Genomic DNA, 16,227 nt, shown 5'->3' with positions numbered 1-16,227 from the left:
GAAAATCTTGTATTAATAATAAGGTTATGTAATTAATTAACTACACCATTTCTTTAGAGGGGAATGAGATGGAGTTAAATAAAAAACTATCCTTTTTATTAATAACATTTACAACGATATCGAGTTTAAGTTTAGCTACTTATGCAGAGGAGATTCATTTTCAAGGGCAGATTGTAGAATTTACATGTGAAAAGGATTCTAATAATTCTAATTGCAAAGCGATTGATAATACGATTGATGTGCTGAGAAAAACCACCACAATAGATAGCTTTAATTTCAATAACTTAGTTGATAAGAAGGCCAATAGTGTGGCGCATTTAAAAATTCAAGATTTAGAAAGTGAGCAGCATAAAATACTGGTGGTAGATTATTATTAAGCCTATTAATTTGTGATATAAATAACATAAATTAAAAATTATGCTGTGTGATAAGTTAAAATATAATCTGATTATTTTAGTTGGATTATATTTTAATTTGTATTAAAAATAATCGAATTTTTAAACTGTTTTAAATCTTTGTATCTTATTTTATCGGTTGAATGGTTTTATTTAATATATCCATAAAGGTTTTTAAGATAATATTGTAATTTTTTCCTTTGTGGGTAATTAGACAGATCGGCGTACTGTAATGCATTCTCTCTTGTAAAATCGGTTGCATCAAACCATCTTGAACCCATTTTTTCGCATAATGATCGGGTAAAAACCCCATAAATTTTCCTGAAAGAATCAGAAAGGCGATACCTTCTCGGTCACTGGCTGTGGCGGAACAGTTCAATCGTTGATGCAACTTCATGGCATCGGGGGTAATGGCGTAATTTGGAAGAACCGTATTGCATCGTTTTAAGTCATCTAAACTTATTTCTCCTAAATGCTGAAAAAGCGGGTGATTTTGTCCACAATAGAGTGAAGACTCTTCGTTATATAAATGAAAATAATCGAGGCCTGACAATGGGCTCACCAAAGGAATCGCACCAGCGTGTAAGCGATTGTCCAAAACACGACACTCAATATCTGACAGTGTGCTCATACTAATATTAATAACCACCTCAGTATTTTCTTCCGCAAGCTGTGCCAATGTATTGGTGATATAAGCACTGGGCATCGTGACTAAGTTATTAATAATTCCAATATTAAATTCACCTTTGAGCTGATTATGCATTTGATTGATTTTGGCACGAAAGTCCTCAATCGAAGCGGTCAGTACCTCAATATATTCTAAAACTTCCCGACCTTCATCGGTGATGGAAAAGCCTGCTCGACCACGTTGACAGAGCCGAATCCCTAAGCGATTTTCCAGATCACTCATATGCAAACTAATCGCAGAACGGCTAATCCCAAGGATACTTTCAGCAGCAGTAAAGCTGTGACAGTCACAGACTGTTTTAAATATTTTAAGTAATTTTATATCAAAATCAGTAACTTGATTTAATTTTTTAGGTTTCATTTAGTTTTGCTTTTTTATATCTAAACTCAAGATATTTTGAATTTATCAAAACTATCTCGCTTTGTACACTCAAGAGATAACCACAAAACAAGAAGAGTACTTATGTTTGATATAGATACATCAAATGACCGCGATGACGCATTGGAAGCCAGTCAGTCAAATGAGCAGATGAATTTAAATTATCAAGCCCATTGGATGCCATTTTCTGCAAATCGTAATTTCCATAAAGATCCGCGCATGATCGTGGGTGCAAAAGGATCGTATTTAATTGACAGTACTGGACGTGAGATTTATGACTCATTGTCAGGGCTATGGACGTGTGGTGCAGGGCATACACGGCCTGAAATCCAACAGGCTGTAAGTAAGCAATTGGCAAAATTGGATTATTCACCTGCATTCCAATTTGGACATCCTTTATCTTTTCAATTGGCTGAAAAAATTGTTCAGCTGATGCCGGAAAAACTGCAACATGTCTTTTTTACCGACTCTGGTTCAGAGTCTGCGGATACTGCGATCAAGATGGCACGTGCCTATTGGCGCATTCAAGGCAAACCAAGCAAAACCAAATTGATTGGACGAGCGCGTGGCTATCACGGTGTAAACGTGGCAGGGACCAGTCTCGGCGGCATTGGTGGAAATCGTAAAATGTTTGGTCAATTGATGGATGTGGATCATTTGCCTCATACCTTGCAAGCGCATTTAAGTTTTAGCAAAGGCTGTGCTGAGACAGGTGGAGTTGAGCTGGCAGATGAAATGCTCAAACTGATTGAATTACATGATGCTTCTAATATTGCAGCAGTAATAATAGAACCTGTTTCTGGTTCAGCAGGCTGTATCGTGCCACCAGTTGGTTATTTACAACGCCTACGAGAAATTTGTGACCAACACGATATTTTACTGATTTTCGATGAGGTGATCACTGGCTTTGGGCGTATCGGCAAATGGACTGCGGCTGAACATTTTGGAGTTACACCAGACCTTTTGACCTTTGCTAAACAGATTACCAATGGCGCAATTCCATTAGGTGGGGTGGTGGCAAGCCATGAAATTTACAATGCATTTATGCAGCAAGACTTGCCTGAACATGCCATTGAATTTACCCATGGCTATACCTATTCGGCCCATCCTGTTGCCTGTGCCGCTGCTCTCGCCACCTTAAATGTACTCGAAAATGAAAATTTAATTTCCCAATCTGCTGGCTTGGCACCAAGCTTTGAAAAGCTTGTCCATGAATTAAAAGGTTCCCCCCATATTGTCGACATCCGTAACTGTGGATTGATTGGTGCCTTGCAATTGGCTCCACGTGATGGTGATGCCACGATTCGTGGTTTTGAAATTGGAATGAAACTGTGGAAAGCAGGTTTCTATGTGCGTTTTGGTGGGGATACCCTTCAGTTTGGCCCAATGTTTAACAGCACAGAAGCGCAATTAAGCAGCTTGATGAATGCAGTAGGTGAGGCACTTTATCAGGTGAAATAAATAGGGTGTGCCTCTAAGCAAATCAATACGGAACAGCTAGACAATAGACAAGGAAAAGTAATGAACAATTTAGAAAATTTTAGTGGTGGCGAGCTGTCTAATACCGAAACAGTTGAAGCAGTACAACCGATCACGCTGGTTGGGCATTTTATTCAAGGGGGACTGGTAAGCAAGACCTCAAGAACACAAGCTGTATATCATCCAGCCACAGGCAAGATCAGCAAAGAAGTTGCGCTTGCAGATAGCGACTTAGTCAATCAGGTGGTTCAGATTGCACAACAGGCTTTTCCAGCATGGCGTGATACCCCAGTGATTAAACGTGCACGAGTGATGTTTAAGTTTAAACAACTGCTAGAAGACAATGCTGAAAAACTCTGTGAGTTGATTGGGCAAGAACATGGAAAAATTTGCCATGATGCGCAAGGTGAGTTACAACGCGGAATTGAAAATGTTGAATATGCATGTGGTGCACCTGAGTTTTTAAAAGGTGAATACTCAAAAAATGTTGGCCCAGATATTGACTCATGGAGTGAATTTCAACCTTTAGGTGTGGTTGCTGGGATTACACCATTTAATTTTCCAGCGATGGTTCCATTGTGGATGTTCCCGATGGCGATTGTTTGTGGAAACTGCTTTATTTTAAAACCTTCTGAAAAAACCCCATCCGCAGCATTATATTTGGCGGAATTACTTAAACAGGCAGGTTTACCCGATGGTGTGTTTAACGTCATCAATGGTGATAAACAAGCAGTGGATGCTTTATTAGATCATCCAAATATTCAAGCGATCAGCTTTGTTGGTTCAACCCCGATTGCTGAATATATTTATCGTACAGCAACCTCGGCAGGCAAACGCTGTCAGGCCTTAGGTGGTGCAAAAAATCATGCCATTATCATGCCTGATGCAGATATCGATAATGTGGTGAACTCATTATTAGGTGCAGCTTTTGGTTCATCTGGTGAACGCTGTATGGCATTGTCTGTAGCAGTGGCAATTGGCGATGAAATTGCTGATCTGGTGATTGAAAAACTTACTCAAGAAATGCAACAACTCAAGTTTGGTCATTATGCAGATCAACAAAATGACTTTGGACCGCTCATTTCGCAAGCACATAAAGATAAAGTTCAAGCTTTTATCCAAAGTGCTGAACAGCAAGGTGCTAAAATCGTTGTCGATGGTCGTGATGCCAAACCTGTTGGTTATGAAACTGGATTTTTTGTTGGCCCGACGCTGATTGATCAAGTTTCATCAGACATGACCAGTTATCAGCAAGAAATTTTTGGCCCTGTTTTACAGGTGATTCGCGTAGAAACCATGCAACAGGCGATGCAGTTAATTAATGATCATGAGTATGGAAATGGTACCTGTATTTATACCCGTGATGGGGAAGCTGCGCGCTATTTTACCCATCATATCCAAGTGGGAATGGTCGGGGTAAATGTGCCATTGCCCGTACCTGTTGCTTATCATAGTTTTGGTGGCTGGAAGCGTTCGTTATTTGGTGACTTGTATGCTTATGGGCCAGATGGAGTACGTTTCTATACGCGTCGTAAAACCATTACCCAGCGCTGGCCAGCTACACACGTTCGTGAAGCCAAGCAGTTTTCAATGCCAACTTTAAATTAATTTTTGCTGTATAGAGGGAAGATCATCGATTTTCTCTCTTTTGAATAAGGATTTAATAATGTAAATCACGATTTTAAAAGTATTTTTAAGGAATAAAATATGAATGGTGTTAAAACAACAAAATTAGGTGAAGGACTTTCCAACCGGCATATCACGATGATTAGTATCGGTGGCGTTATTGGTGCAGGTTTATTTGTTGGCTCTTCAGCTGCAATTGCCAAAGCAGGGCCTGCTGCTGTACTGGCTTATATTATTACCAGTATTATCGTTTTTTTGGTGATGCGTATGCTCGGTGAAATGGCCGTTGCTCAACCAGATACAGGTTCATTTTCCACTTATGCGCGTAAAGCAATTGGCCCTTGGGCTGGCTTTACCGTGGGTTGGTTATATTGGTGGTTTTGGGTTTTGGTGATTCCTATTGAAGCAATTGCTGGTGCGGAAATTTTACATGCATGGTTTCCTCAAGTTTCCAGTGCAATTTATGCCTTTGCTTTTATTATTTTACTCAGTTTAGCCAATTTCTTTAGTACCAAAAGTTTTGGTGAGTTTGAGTTTTGGTTTGCTTTAATTAAAGTGGTTGCGATACTGCTGTTTATTGTGATTGGTGCATCGGCTGTATTCGGTCTTTGGCCTTTGGCTCGTGATGTCAGTGGTGTGGGGCATTTATTTTCAAATGGCGGTTTTATGCCGCATGGCATGGGTGGTGTTCTCTCGGCGATTTTAATTTCAGCATTTTCATTTTTTGGTGTTGAAATTCTGTCGATTGCTGCGGCAGAGTCTAAAAATCCACAAGAGAAAATTAAACGTGCCACCAATCTAGTGCTGTATCGCATCATTTTATTCTTTGTCGTTTCGATTTTTCTAGCAGTGGCTTTAGTCGATTGGCGTTCGCCTGATTTACAAAAATTGGGGACCTTTCAGTATGTCTTGGTCAGCCTCAATGTGCCGCAAACCAAACTGATTATGGACATGGTGGTGTTTATTGCGGTGGCAAGTTGTATGAATGCGGCTGTATATACTTCTTCACGGATGCTGTTTGCATTGGGTGCACGTCAAGAAGCCCCGAAAGTTGTGACTAAAATTAATGATGCAGGTGTACCAACAATCGCAGTGTTTGCTTCAACCTTGGTTGGACTGATTTGTTGCGCCGTGAATTATATGTTTCCTGGGCAAGTTTTTGGATTTTTACTTTCAACAACGGGTTCAATTGCCTTAGTGGTTTATTTAGTCATTGCTGTGTCACAACTACGCTCAAGAGCTAAACTGGAAAAAATAGGCGCTCAAGTGACCTTTAAAATGTGGTTATTTCCTTGGCTGACATGGTTTGTCATTGTGGTGATTATGAGTGTATTGGGCTATATGTTTTTATCGCCTCAATATAGTTATGAAACGACTTTGTCCTTAGGAGTAACCTCCATCGTGGTGATTTGTGGTTTGATGGTGACACGCAAGAATAAAACCGCGAAGCGTATGGCGGTCCATTTGGATTAAATCAGCATTAAACAGCGCAGAACAACCAGCAAACTTTGTCGGTTAAGGGTAAAGCCAGCACGACAAAGTTTGTTTTTATGTATGGGCTTTTGCTTTTATCACGCCAGTCTATAAAAAGAAAACAATCACTTAGGTTGGATGTTCTAGGTTATTTGAGCGAGATTTGGCTTATTTTAGCTGAGTTGAACATCATGTCTATTGAGCTCTGTTTCAAAGCTTTCATTGACATGATGTTTTTCATTTACATCTAATGTTTTATTGATATTTTGCTTTCTCCACGTAGAAGGAGAAACGCCGTTCCAAGCTTTAAACGCACGATTAAATGAGGTTTGATCTTTATAGGCAAGTAAGAAGGCAACTTTTGTGATGGATAGGTTTTGATTTTGCAGATATTTCTTGGCTAAATTTTGACGAATATTACTGAGAATTTCTTTAAAGGAAAGGTCTCTATTTTTTAAATATTTTTGCAGTGCTCTCGCAGAGATATTTAATGATTTTGCAATAGAGTGAATCTGGACATTATTATTTTCAAGTGCTTGTAGCATACTCAGATTAACCAATTCCAAGAAAGAATCCTCCTGAGGCATTTTACTGAGTAATATGTTGGCATGATTCAATAATATTTCTAAAAGAATAGGGTCATAATATTTTAATTTGGTTTGCAATAAAGAATTCGGTATGACGATACGAGTTTGCTTTGTATTAAATTTAATCGGGCAATTAAACAATTGTTGGTATTTTTTTGTGTCAATGGGTTTGGGAATGGCAAGTTCTAGACAATGAAAAACACTTGCATCTGAATCGGTCAGTTGTTGTAAGTGGTGAAACAGGCTAGACACTTGTATTTCTTCAACGATGGTGGTTTCTTCAAGATATAAACCCACTTGTAAATATGCAGGTTTATCCCATGAGATTGAAAAGTGGTTTTCCTCAATAAGCACTTTTTTGGGAATATAATTAAACCAAAGCTTTTCGTATTGAGCCAGTATTTCGATATAGTCAAATAATGTATCGCTCGACTGAGCCATATAAGCCACAATGCCGATATGTTTGGGCTGAACCAAAGCACCGATATCTAATCCAATACCCACTTGGGGATATTGTTTATTGATTTGTTTTATTCTCTTGAGCCATTCGCCAAACGGTAGGTGATCATTGAGTGGATATTCAGCATCGCTTGAAACATCTAAGCCTTTTTTTTTACAGAAATCGTCTAATAAAAGTGCCATTCCTTTATTCACACTTTTTATTTTAAAAAAAGTTTTCATGAATTCTCCCAATATTCATTCGATGTTTCTGTGTATTTATTTTTTATTTAAAGTAATCAAAGATTTGTCGTTATGTGTGAGGTCTTCATTTTTCTTTAAAGCGAGGCTGGGATTTGAATGATGAAAATAGATAAAGTTCTCCGCTATTTTTTATGCCATTCAAATGAGAAGGATGAGTTCCTAACCCTGTGCTTTAAAAAGTTTGAATACTCAATCGTATTAACCGTCAATAATAAATCGCGTTATGTGCTCAATCATATTGAATAGAAAACTGAGCATTTGCATTTGCAATCCCTGCGAGGGCTTGTGCTTTGGTCACGATATAATTTGCATAAAAGAGTGCCGAAACATTGCCATTGATGTCTGTGCTAAAGGCTTCGCTTTTCTTGCCTAAAGGCAATCTTTTTTTATCTTGATCTCGGATTTCTATGGCAATATTTTCAGCTTTATTGGCTAAGGCATCGAGCGCTAAAAGCTCAGCATTTTCAGTATTTCGAGGCCCCTCAAAAGTGATGGTCACAGATCCATTCGGCGGACAGTTACTCATCTCAAAATGAATTGGGGTTGGTTTTGATTGACTACCTACATTTGGTAAGTCTTTGCTTGCAACGCTGCCAAGCTGAATATATTTATCTTGTTCAGAACTTAACACGCCACAGGTTGCTGTCGTCACAATCCCTGAAAGCTCAATATTCACTCGACCTAGCTCTACATTACTATTTTGAGCATGAGTGATCTGATGAATATTTAAACAACATAGCAGTGTGGCAGCAGCTATATATCTTGCTCTATTTTGCATTATCGTCTCCTAATCAAAATCCACTCTGAGATATCCTCTAGATTTAAACGGACCAATGACTGGTTTATTCCCAGTGATACTGACGGGCCAAGCTTTGATGGTCACATTTGCTGGTTGTTGATTGAGATTAAACGGAATCACACTATTGATATTATTGGGCATTAACACATTGTCATTTTGATCTGACATCTTAAAGCCAATATCTGGATTATCTGAGATCATCATATCTCCAGTGGCTTTTTCAGCCTCAAGCCGAAGTGTCAGCATTGCTTGGGCGTCAATATTGGTACATTGAATCGCTAAGGTATGACTCTGTTTATTGACATTGTTGGGTTTATTGCCAGGACCCGCCTGACTAAAGGCATAGGCTGGAATTTCCCCAAACTTAATTTCTAAAAAGTCACCTGTGCCAATTTTGCAACTTTGTGGAACCGTAATAGAACCGCTGTAACTGATCTTATAAACAGGGATACTTAATGGATCTGCTGAGCCCGTTGTGACATACACAGTAAACATGGTTTTTTTCGGGATAGGCACAAAATCAATAAAGGGTTTAATCACTTTGAGGCGGAAGGTAAAGTTTGAATCCCAAATACCAAAGGGTTGTCCTCTACTTACATTGGGATCTGTACCCATCTGTACATAATTTGCAGGAGGATAAAAATCTCCCGCAAAGCTATCGGTAATTTTCATGGCACCGACTAGATAGTCGTTGATCGGTAAGTATTTATAGCGATCGATGGTTTCTACCACAGACAGGTCAGAAACATAACTACGCATGGTTCTATTTCGACTAATATTGGAATTATGAACAGGGCAGGTTCCATAAACTTGCGAGGAAAAATTCTTTTTAAGCTCTACAATTTTACCTACAGCGTTATTCGAGCTGCTAAAACTATTGGACAGATCATAAAAAACTTCATCCACCACACCGTTCCCTTTACTGTTCCAACAGACAACTGCAAAAGATGGGGCAGACGCAAGCAACAACATACTGGAAATTAAAAGTTTAAATTTCATATGATCTCTCCTTATTGACATTCAAGATCAAATTGAATAACGGGTTTGCTGAGGTCCATGTCTGAAATATCGTAGTTTGCCAAACATTTTCCTTCAGCAGATTCGCCCCAATTGACTTCCAGTGTGCCTTTGAGCGGAAGTCCAGTTAAATAAACTCGACCATCATCTGCAACGATACTGGTGGCTGAACTTTCCTTTTCGATCACACTACTTGCATACGGTATAAACTTGCCGTTATGGGATAAAGTGATAAGTGCTCGTACACCTAAACTGGTGTTAAACGTCGCTCTGGCAATTGCCCCTTTGATTGGGACGACATTTTCAACGTTATTGCTGATTTCGAGATTATTACTGAAAGTATTTGAGTTGAGTGCAACACGATTGGCACGATATTCAGTGGCATAAGGAACGATGGCATAACCACGCCAATCGGTTTTAACGCCGGTATAATTTTCGATATTTACACCTTTAGCTCCGGGTGCTTTGACCAAAATTGAGGTGCTGCCTAAAGGCTGACCAAAGGTAATCCCATCACGGTGCGCTAAAATACCGCCAGATGCGTTATAGGTAAACTGATTTGAGTTCTTTTCGTAGCTATAACCTGCACCTACCGTACCGTAACTACCATTGTAATTTAGGCTGACTGAACCAATATCGCCTTGCTTACTGACTTGTCCCTGATTGATGCTATAACTTAAATTACGATCTTTCAGTAAAGTGCCACTTAAACCTGCCATATAAGACTCATTACCATTTGAATTTTGTGTGGTTGAAAAAGTGCTATATGCATTTTGGATTGGATGATTGCGGAAATTCGCTTTCGGCCATAGCTTGTCCAATGGGAAGGAGATATTCATGGCATACATGGTGTCACTTTGATTAATCTCAGAATATTTGTTACGGCTGACTGAGAATGAATAATTCAGTGCTTTCCATGAGTTTGCATAACCCGCTTGAACCCATTCATTTTTTTTGTTGGTGTCCCAATAGGTTTGCTGATTTCCGGAGACAAATAAAGAACCATAGTTGCCAAGTGAATGCGAGATATTAACTTCAAAGCGACCTTTTTTAGAATTATATAAATTGTAGTAATCCGTAATGATCGGGGTATTGGCTTGATTTCCGTCTTGAGTTTCGGAAACGTGATAGCCACTCATACGATTATAAGCAACATCATTTAAGGTATAGAAACCTTTGGTGGAATAACGATAGCCCAATAACTGGAAGGTGGTTCCAGAGCTTAATAATGATTTTGAATATAAAAAGCGCAGAGACTGCCCACTGCTCGTGGATCGATCCGCCAACTCACTGTCCGCATGAGTAAGATCAAAAGACAGAGCACCATAATCGCCGAGGTTGGCACCTAGACCCACCAATGCACTCTTATATTTTTCTGATAATTGCGTACCAGCATAAACGGATATACCGTTTTTTAAACCGTGAATTGCTGTTGCCTGTAGCAATGAAGGATTATCTTGAGAATCCAATCCGCTACGGTACTCACCCACCACCACACTATATTTTGTACGTCCTTCACGTTGTAGCACTGGAAGGCTTGAATAGGGCACTTGAAAGCTTTGAATCGAACCGTCATTTTCTTCAATCGTAACCAAAAGGTCACCACTGATTGAGGTTGGATTTAAATCTTGGATAAGGAATGGTCCGGGTGCGACATTTACCTGATGGATCACAAAACCATTTTGTTTAATCACCACTTTTGCATTGGTTTTTGCAACCCCTCGAACTGTAGGGGCATAGCCTTGCTGACTGTCTGGATACATTGCTTCAGAAGTCGACAAATGTGCGCCACGGAAACCAAAGCTATCAAAAATTTCGCTGCTTGTTGAACCGTCACCAATCACCAGCTGGCTTTTTAAAGGAATAATGGTTTTTTGTATATAGGTGTTTAAATTATTCCATTGATTTGTGGTTTTACCATTGTGCGAATTGGCGTTAAAACTGCCCGAATGTCGGAACTGCCATGAGCCAATATTGAGTCCATTATCCAGACGTAAAAATAAACTGTTGGTATCTGTTTTAGAGTTGTCATAACCCGAAATATTATAGTTGGTATAAAAGCCGTTGATCCCTTCATCCCATTGATCGGGTGGAATATAGCCGCGAATTTGGTTGCGTAAAGACGCTTGCGGCAAGCTGATCAATAATTTTTGTTTATCAAATTGAAAGTGGCTGTTTGCACCGTCAATGATTGAAATAAAATCTACACATTGTGGGTTTGAGCTAGACAATTGCTCGTATTGGGCAATATTGACCCCAAATCCCTGCAATGTTTTGCTGTCTAAACACGGAAATAACCCTGTTGTATCTTGAATGCCTGATTTTTCAATAAAATTGATGTCGCGGGTAAACGCATATTGATCGTTGACATACACATCAACCCGGTACACGCCCGGTAATTGATGGGTCGATTTCTCAAATCTGCTCAAATCAGAAATTTGTGAATTGGATAAGTTATCTGTTAAAAATGCAGGGTTAAACACCTGTTCTGCATGACTGGTTCTTGGGACTACGATTGAAATCAGCATAGTCACTGCGATACCCACTGGATATCGCTTGATATTTCTCCTTACGCATACAACATTGTATGGCATTGAAAATAGACTATTCATAATTATTACTTCAGTTCTAAATCAACTTTAGCCGTTAAACCACCGTAATCATTGACCGTTTGATAACTCAGCTTATTGCCTGAAGTTGCTGAAATTTTTGTTTGAGCAAAAGGACTCGCCATCACATTTGGCACTTTTTGGTTATCAACAAAAACGTTCACAAAAGAAACGTGATAAGGAGATGGATTATTCACCATGACTCCTTCTGCTGATTTTGAAAACTTAAGTGTTTCTAATGCGGCTTCAGGTTTGGTTTTTAGATTTATTGGACGAACAAACAGTTTGATTCGAGATAAAACAGCAAGTTGCAAAATATTTTTGTCAATCAAAGTCGATTTATCAATCGAAGGAATTGCCTTGACATTGACCCAAAATACCGACTCTCTATCTTGGGGTAAGTTGGTGGCAACATTGACAATTCTTAAAGTATTTTCGCTATTTGCTTCTGCGACAAATAAGGGCGGAGTAATCAGAAAATCTTTTGATTTTTCATCTAAATTATTTTCAATCCATGAGTTAATTAAAAAGCGTTCTTTATTGTTGCTGTTGACAATAGCTAATGAAACTTGCTTGGCATCGGTTGGGTAAATAACACGAGTTGCCCCAAGTGATATACCGCCAATTATATTGTTATTGGCCAAGCTGGTAGATGCTAAGCAGGCTAAGGTTATACTAAGAACACCATTTTTAAATAAGTTCAGTTTCATATAAGTCCTTAGAATTCATTTATGGATAAAAAACAGAAATTAAAATATTCGATGCTTGAGCGGATGACTGTTCTGAAGTTTGGTTGAGGAGAATACCAATCCTATTTTTAGCGAAACTGTCATAACGTTCAGGTCGATCAATTTGTCGAATAAATTTCTGATTCAGACGGGCCTGTTCAAGACCTTGAATGTTTAATTCTTGATGAATATCAAAATCATTTCTTGCTTTTGGATCTGTATAAAACATCTCATGGGTTGGCTTATTTTGTTCAGATAGACCAATGGCAAGATTGTCGTAAATGCTCACAGGGCATAATGAAAAATTGATTTGAATTGGAGAATTGGGAGTTTTAATAGATACAGCAGCATTATTCTCAATCAAGATTGAGCAGCTTTGATTTATCAAAACTCCCTGAAAATGAGCTCTTCCACCAAATACATAACTCTCTGCGTAAATATGAGTACTTACTAATATTCCAGCAATCAGGGTTATATACTTTTTCATGGTAAATAAGCTCATGTAATCAAATAGTTAATAATTATCTTAGGCAGATAAATTATTCATATTTCACTACAAAAGTTGCATCAGCATTTGCTTGACCTGGTGTAGATGCACCAGTCGCTACATAACGAGCGCTGAATTGAAGTGTGTTATCACCAGTGATCAATGTTTTAGGTGTAGAGAAACTAGCACCAGTAACACCTAAGATTTTTGAAGTGTCATCAGCAATCTCAATCCCTACATTTGTTGCAGCAGTAGAGTTTGTACCACCAGCAGCAACTGAAAGTAAGTTTGCATTAGACGTTACAGACTGACCATAAAATGCAACAGCAGCAGTTGCTTGAACTGTTGGATCACAGTCAACAAGTTTGATTTGGAACGGTACTGGAGTTGTTTTATCGCCAGCAACAGCTAAACGTGCAGTACGGTATTGACCTAAATCAACAGTTTGATTTGAAGATTCTGTACTTACAGCACATGCTGCATTTACGATTTCACCAGTAAAATGTACTGTTCCACCGTTAACAGTTACAGGATCAGCAGCGAAAGCTGAAACAGAAAGTGTTAAAGCAGATAAAGTTGCAGTACTTAATAGAGCTAATTTCATAGTAAAACCCATTCATTTTAGAAGGTTGATTTTTAATATTTATTTAAAATCATTTTTTATGATTTCAATAAATTACACTTAGTCGCACTGTTTAATAAAATAGTAATGTACTTAAATAAATGCAGGGTTATAGTGACTTACATCACAATAGATAACTTTGTATTTTGTGCATAATTAATTTGTATTTGACGCCCTTATCATTTTTTATGAAAAGTATATGAGTTAATGTGATTAGTTGGGTGCTTGTTTTTAGCTGTGCTGTGTACAGTGTTGTTGCTTATTATTGATATACGTTGGTACGGGTTTTTGATCAAAAATGCTCATTGCATTTGTAGATACACTTTTGAGTTAGAATTATTTTTCTTATTTAATATCAATCACAAGGGGGGAGATAAATTGCTTGATTATCAAAAGCTTGCGATGCCACAGCTTACATTCAAAGTTTAAATACCTTTGCGTAGGCAATGCCTCACTTTTCGTAGGGGATACCAAACCTTGCGCTATCACAACAGCAATCAAAACTAGACGATTTATACAACGGTTGATTGTGTATAGCGCTTTATTTTTTAATCTGAGATGGTATTCCAATTTGCGCAGCCAAAGGCGAGAAAATCATTTTAATTGGAGAGTTAGCCTGACTTTGCTGTACATCAGGCCCTATATAATTCTTGCCTTGAGATGTTGCAAAACTACGATGCCACACACTAAGTTCAGTGTCTGACAGCCACACTATATGCAAAGCATTATCCTTTGCGCCAAAGTCGATGGTTTTTACATCAAATTGCGCCAAAGCATGAATAAATGAACGACATTTTTCAGTTTCACCTTTTTTCAGAACTGAAATCTGAACTTGGGTTACGCCACCAAACATTACATCATTGGCTCGGCACTGAAGAACTTCCACATGAAAACGGCCATCAGGAGAGGGCAGTTCTCTTATCAGCTTATTTACCGTGCTGGATTGGCATGCTGTTAAAACGATGGGCAATATCAGTAAAGTGCATATCCTTGTCAGTTTCATTTTATTCCTTGCTATGTAAATACATTACGATTTTTGTTTTATCGGTTTATTCAAATCGGTCAGTCTGCTTTTAGCCAATACATGCAATGCTTCAGTTGAATTGTTTTCACAACTTCGGCTGGTCATCATATTGTGTTGCATGTTTACTGGCGATTTAATTAAGGATGATGTGGTTGAGTTTATCTGTATTTTGTTGTTTTAAAACATATTTTTGTATTGATTTTTCACATGATTTAATTGTTTGTGTTTAGCTGCTCTGCATTTAATATTAATGGGAATGCTTAGAGAAAATTTAATGAATAAAAATGACTTGCAGAAAAAAGTTGTAGAAGTTTTAATCTAAGTTTGAACGTTAGATAAAATATTAACATTCCATCAATCAGAAAATTGATCATATATTGTTTGTTATTTTGGATAGTAATCATTCAATTTGTTAATGATTATTGGCCATGAGGGCTTTTATTATGTTTAAAACATTCACGATCACAGAGCAACACTATTTTAAACAATTCATGGGGATTGCAAACACGCTTGTGTTGGCGTTTGTTGTTTTGATGTGGTCAGGCCATGTGGCCGCAGAGGGCAATTGTCCTCCTGGTTATTATCCAATTGGTGGGCAAGGCCTGCAAGGGTGTGCACCGATTCCAAGTGGCGGTAGTAATGGTGGTGGCGGTGGTGGCACATATAAATGGGAACCCTCACTTTGGGAAAAACGTTGGGGCGCGATTGCTGAAGATAAGGCAGCACCTTCTCGACCTACAGGTTATGCCCAAGCGACACGAACCGAACGTGGGGCTAAAAAAGTAGCCTTGGAAAATTGCCAAAAAAAGGGAGGTAAAAATTGTGAAGTCATCTTTACCTATAACAATAAATGTGTTGCCTTGGCTGATCCGACTCAAGGTGGTCAAGAGTCTGTGATTAGAATTGATCGTACGCCCGCAGGCGCCAAAGCATTAGCTGCTTATGAATGTCAAAGTAAAAACAAGCAAGAGTGTAAAGTGGTTTACTCAGCATGTAGTACTTATTACGAGCCGGGCGCCAGTATATTTTATTGGTGGTAATACATAGCGGTTCTGCTTTAAGTCACATCGCCTATTGTGATAAACCCGAGATAAGTGTTTGAAGTAAAATATATTTAAATAAAAGATCGGATCTTTTTAAAGGATAAAAATGATGAAAGCGGTTAGTTTTTTACTTGGCAGTATTTTAGCTTTGCCCTTGTTTGCACATGCAGATGCCTTGAAACTGCAAAAAAGCACACAGGAATTTGATCAATATCGTGGTCAAATTACAGTAAATGGAGAATATTCATATTATTTTGATGATGAAGTGGCAGGTGATGTTATCTGTTTTCATCCCAGTGCACCTTCAGATCAGTTGATACCGCGTAAGCCGGATGATCGCCGTTCTCGTTGGTTCTGTTTTCGTGACACTCAACAAGCTGCTCAGGCATTGAAACTCAATAAAAGGCCTAAGGAAGGCTATATTGGCTATACGGGGCATGCAACTGTAACGGTTGGAGAATATGCGGTTTATAAGGGCGAAAGTGATGGTACTGATCTGGCAAAATTGGTATCAGTCCAAAAAGCAGATACAGCTAAACTGGTTAAAAGCTCAGGTTATTAAAAGACCAT

15 protein-coding genes are annotated in these 16,227 nt (G+C 38.6%); 6 read left to right on the top strand and 9 right to left on the bottom strand.

Features of this window, described 5'->3' with window-relative positions; all coding sequences use genetic code 11:
• Positions 1-68 precede the first annotated feature (68 nt).
• The gene (locus tag PYV58_RS16090; protein ID WP_034614014.1) at positions 69-377 is read left to right on the top strand and encodes a hypothetical protein; all 309 of its coding nucleotides are present in this window, start codon (positions 69-71) and stop codon (positions 375-377) included.
• A gap of 145 nt (positions 378-522) precedes the next feature.
• Here PYV58_RS16090 and PYV58_RS16085 read toward each other — a convergent pair whose 3' ends face one another.
• A complete protein-coding gene (locus PYV58_RS16085) occupies positions 523-1,443 on the bottom strand; it encodes a LysR family transcriptional regulator (protein WP_034614012.1) in 921 nt (306 codons plus the stop codon).
• Positions 1,444-1,545: 102 nt separating this feature from the next.
• On the opposite strand from PYV58_RS16085, the gene PYV58_RS16080 reads away from it, so the two are divergent.
• The 3 genes from PYV58_RS16080 to PYV58_RS16070 all read left to right on the top strand — a co-directional run bounded on the left by PYV58_RS16080 (position 1,546) and on the right by PYV58_RS16070 (position 6,039).
• A complete protein-coding gene (locus PYV58_RS16080; RefSeq protein WP_034614010.1) occupies positions 1,546-2,922 on the top strand; it encodes an aspartate aminotransferase family protein in 1,377 nt (458 codons plus the stop codon).
• 60 nt (positions 2,923-2,982) lie between these two features.
• Positions 2,983-4,548, top strand: a complete 1,566-nt coding sequence (locus PYV58_RS16075) for a CoA-acylating methylmalonate-semialdehyde dehydrogenase (protein ID WP_034614008.1) — start codon at positions 2,983-2,985, stop codon at positions 4,546-4,548.
• Positions 4,549-4,647: 99 nt separating this feature from the next.
• Positions 4,648-6,039: an amino acid permease gene (locus PYV58_RS16070; protein ID WP_004819829.1), complete on the top strand. Its 1,392-nt coding sequence runs from the start codon at positions 4,648-4,650 to the stop codon at positions 6,037-6,039.
• 173 nt (positions 6,040-6,212) lie between these two features.
• Here PYV58_RS16070 and PYV58_RS16065 read toward each other — a convergent pair whose 3' ends face one another.
• The 8 genes from PYV58_RS16065 to PYV58_RS16030 form a co-directional block, all read right to left on the bottom strand.
• Entirely contained in the window at positions 6,213-7,307 is a 1,095-nt protein-coding gene (locus PYV58_RS16065) for an AraC family transcriptional regulator (protein ID WP_034614006.1), read from the bottom strand.
• Positions 7,308-7,557: 250 nt separating this feature from the next.
• Positions 7,558-8,106 (bottom strand): fimbrial protein, encoded by a 549-nt coding sequence (locus PYV58_RS16060; RefSeq protein WP_004819835.1) that lies wholly within the window; start codon positions 8,104-8,106, stop codon positions 7,558-7,560.
• Positions 8,107-8,115: 9 nt separating this feature from the next.
• Positions 8,116-9,126, bottom strand: a complete 1,011-nt coding sequence (locus PYV58_RS16055; protein ID WP_034614005.1) for a fimbrial protein — start codon at positions 9,124-9,126, stop codon at positions 8,116-8,118.
• Positions 9,127-9,137: 11 nt separating this feature from the next.
• On the bottom strand, positions 9,138-11,756 hold the full coding sequence (gene fimD / locus PYV58_RS16050; RefSeq protein WP_034614004.1) for an outer membrane usher protein FimD: 2,619 nt from the start codon (positions 11,754-11,756) through the stop codon (positions 9,138-9,140).
• A gap of 5 nt (positions 11,757-11,761) precedes the next feature.
• On the bottom strand, positions 11,762-12,463 hold the full coding sequence (locus PYV58_RS16045; RefSeq protein ID WP_034614003.1) for a fimbria/pilus periplasmic chaperone: 702 nt from the start codon (positions 12,461-12,463) through the stop codon (positions 11,762-11,764).
• A gap of 19 nt (positions 12,464-12,482) precedes the next feature.
• Positions 12,483-12,968 carry a hypothetical protein gene (locus PYV58_RS16040; protein WP_004819841.1) on the bottom strand — a complete coding sequence of 162 codons (486 nt, stop codon included), beginning with the start codon at positions 12,966-12,968 and terminating at the stop codon, positions 12,483-12,485.
• Positions 12,969-13,020: 52 nt separating this feature from the next.
• The gene (fimA, locus tag PYV58_RS16035; protein ID WP_016539504.1) at positions 13,021-13,572 is read right to left on the bottom strand and encodes a type 1 fimbrial major subunit FimA; all 552 of its coding nucleotides are present in this window, start codon (positions 13,570-13,572) and stop codon (positions 13,021-13,023) included.
• A gap of 559 nt (positions 13,573-14,131) precedes the next feature.
• A complete protein-coding gene (locus tag PYV58_RS16030) occupies positions 14,132-14,593 on the bottom strand; it encodes a hypothetical protein (protein WP_034614002.1) in 462 nt (153 codons plus the stop codon).
• 464 nt (positions 14,594-15,057) lie between these two features.
• On the opposite strand from PYV58_RS16030, the gene PYV58_RS16025 reads away from it, so the two are divergent.
• On the top strand, positions 15,058-15,654 hold the full coding sequence (locus PYV58_RS16025) for a DUF4189 domain-containing protein (protein ID WP_034614000.1): 597 nt from the start codon (positions 15,058-15,060) through the stop codon (positions 15,652-15,654).
• Positions 15,655-15,763: 109 nt separating this feature from the next.
• Positions 15,764-16,219: a hypothetical protein gene (locus tag PYV58_RS16020; protein WP_034613998.1), complete on the top strand. Its 456-nt coding sequence runs from the start codon at positions 15,764-15,766 to the stop codon at positions 16,217-16,219.
• The last annotated feature ends 8 nt before the right edge of the window (positions 16,220-16,227 follow it).

Origin of the sequence: Acinetobacter sp. TAC-1, from assembly GCF_029025845.1 — a bacterium.
Lineage (GTDB): Bacteria > Pseudomonadota > Gammaproteobacteria > Pseudomonadales > Moraxellaceae > Acinetobacter > Acinetobacter guillouiae.
This window is presented reverse-complemented; position numbering and strand designations above follow the sequence as displayed.

Coding starts and splice junctions, on each gene's coding strand:
- fimD (WP_034614004.1), bottom strand. CDS start 11,756: ATGAATAGTCTATTTTCAATGCCATACAATGTTGTATGCGTAAGGAGA.
- PYV58_RS16060 (WP_004819835.1), bottom strand. CDS start 8,106: ATGCAAAATAGAGCAAGATATATAGCTGCTGCCACACTGCTATGTTGT.
- PYV58_RS16080 (WP_034614010.1), top strand. CDS start 1,546: ATGTTTGATATAGATACATCAAATGACCGCGATGACGCATTGGAAGCC.
- PYV58_RS16055 (WP_034614005.1), bottom strand. CDS start 9,126: ATGAAATTTAAACTTTTAATTTCCAGTATGTTGTTGCTTGCGTCTGCC.
- PYV58_RS16030 (WP_034614002.1), bottom strand. CDS start 14,593: ATGAAACTGACAAGGATATGCACTTTACTGATATTGCCCATCGTTTTA.
- PYV58_RS16070 (WP_004819829.1), top strand. CDS start 4,648: ATGAATGGTGTTAAAACAACAAAATTAGGTGAAGGACTTTCCAACCGG.
- PYV58_RS16090 (WP_034614014.1), top strand. CDS start 69: ATGGAGTTAAATAAAAAACTATCCTTTTTATTAATAACATTTACAACG.
- PYV58_RS16075 (WP_034614008.1), top strand. CDS start 2,983: ATGAACAATTTAGAAAATTTTAGTGGTGGCGAGCTGTCTAATACCGAA.
- PYV58_RS16040 (WP_004819841.1), bottom strand. CDS start 12,968: ATGAAAAAGTATATAACCCTGATTGCTGGAATATTAGTAAGTACTCAT.
- PYV58_RS16025 (WP_034614000.1), top strand. CDS start 15,058: ATGTTTAAAACATTCACGATCACAGAGCAACACTATTTTAAACAATTC.
- PYV58_RS16020 (WP_034613998.1), top strand. CDS start 15,764: ATGATGAAAGCGGTTAGTTTTTTACTTGGCAGTATTTTAGCTTTGCCC.
- PYV58_RS16085 (WP_034614012.1), bottom strand. CDS start 1,443: ATGAAACCTAAAAAATTAAATCAAGTTACTGATTTTGATATAAAATTA.
- fimA (WP_016539504.1), bottom strand. CDS start 13,572: ATGAAATTAGCTCTATTAAGTACTGCAACTTTATCTGCTTTAACACTT.
- PYV58_RS16065 (WP_034614006.1), bottom strand. CDS start 7,307: ATGAAAACTTTTTTTAAAATAAAAAGTGTGAATAAAGGAATGGCACTT.
- PYV58_RS16045 (WP_034614003.1), bottom strand. CDS start 12,463: ATGAAACTGAACTTATTTAAAAATGGTGTTCTTAGTATAACCTTAGCC.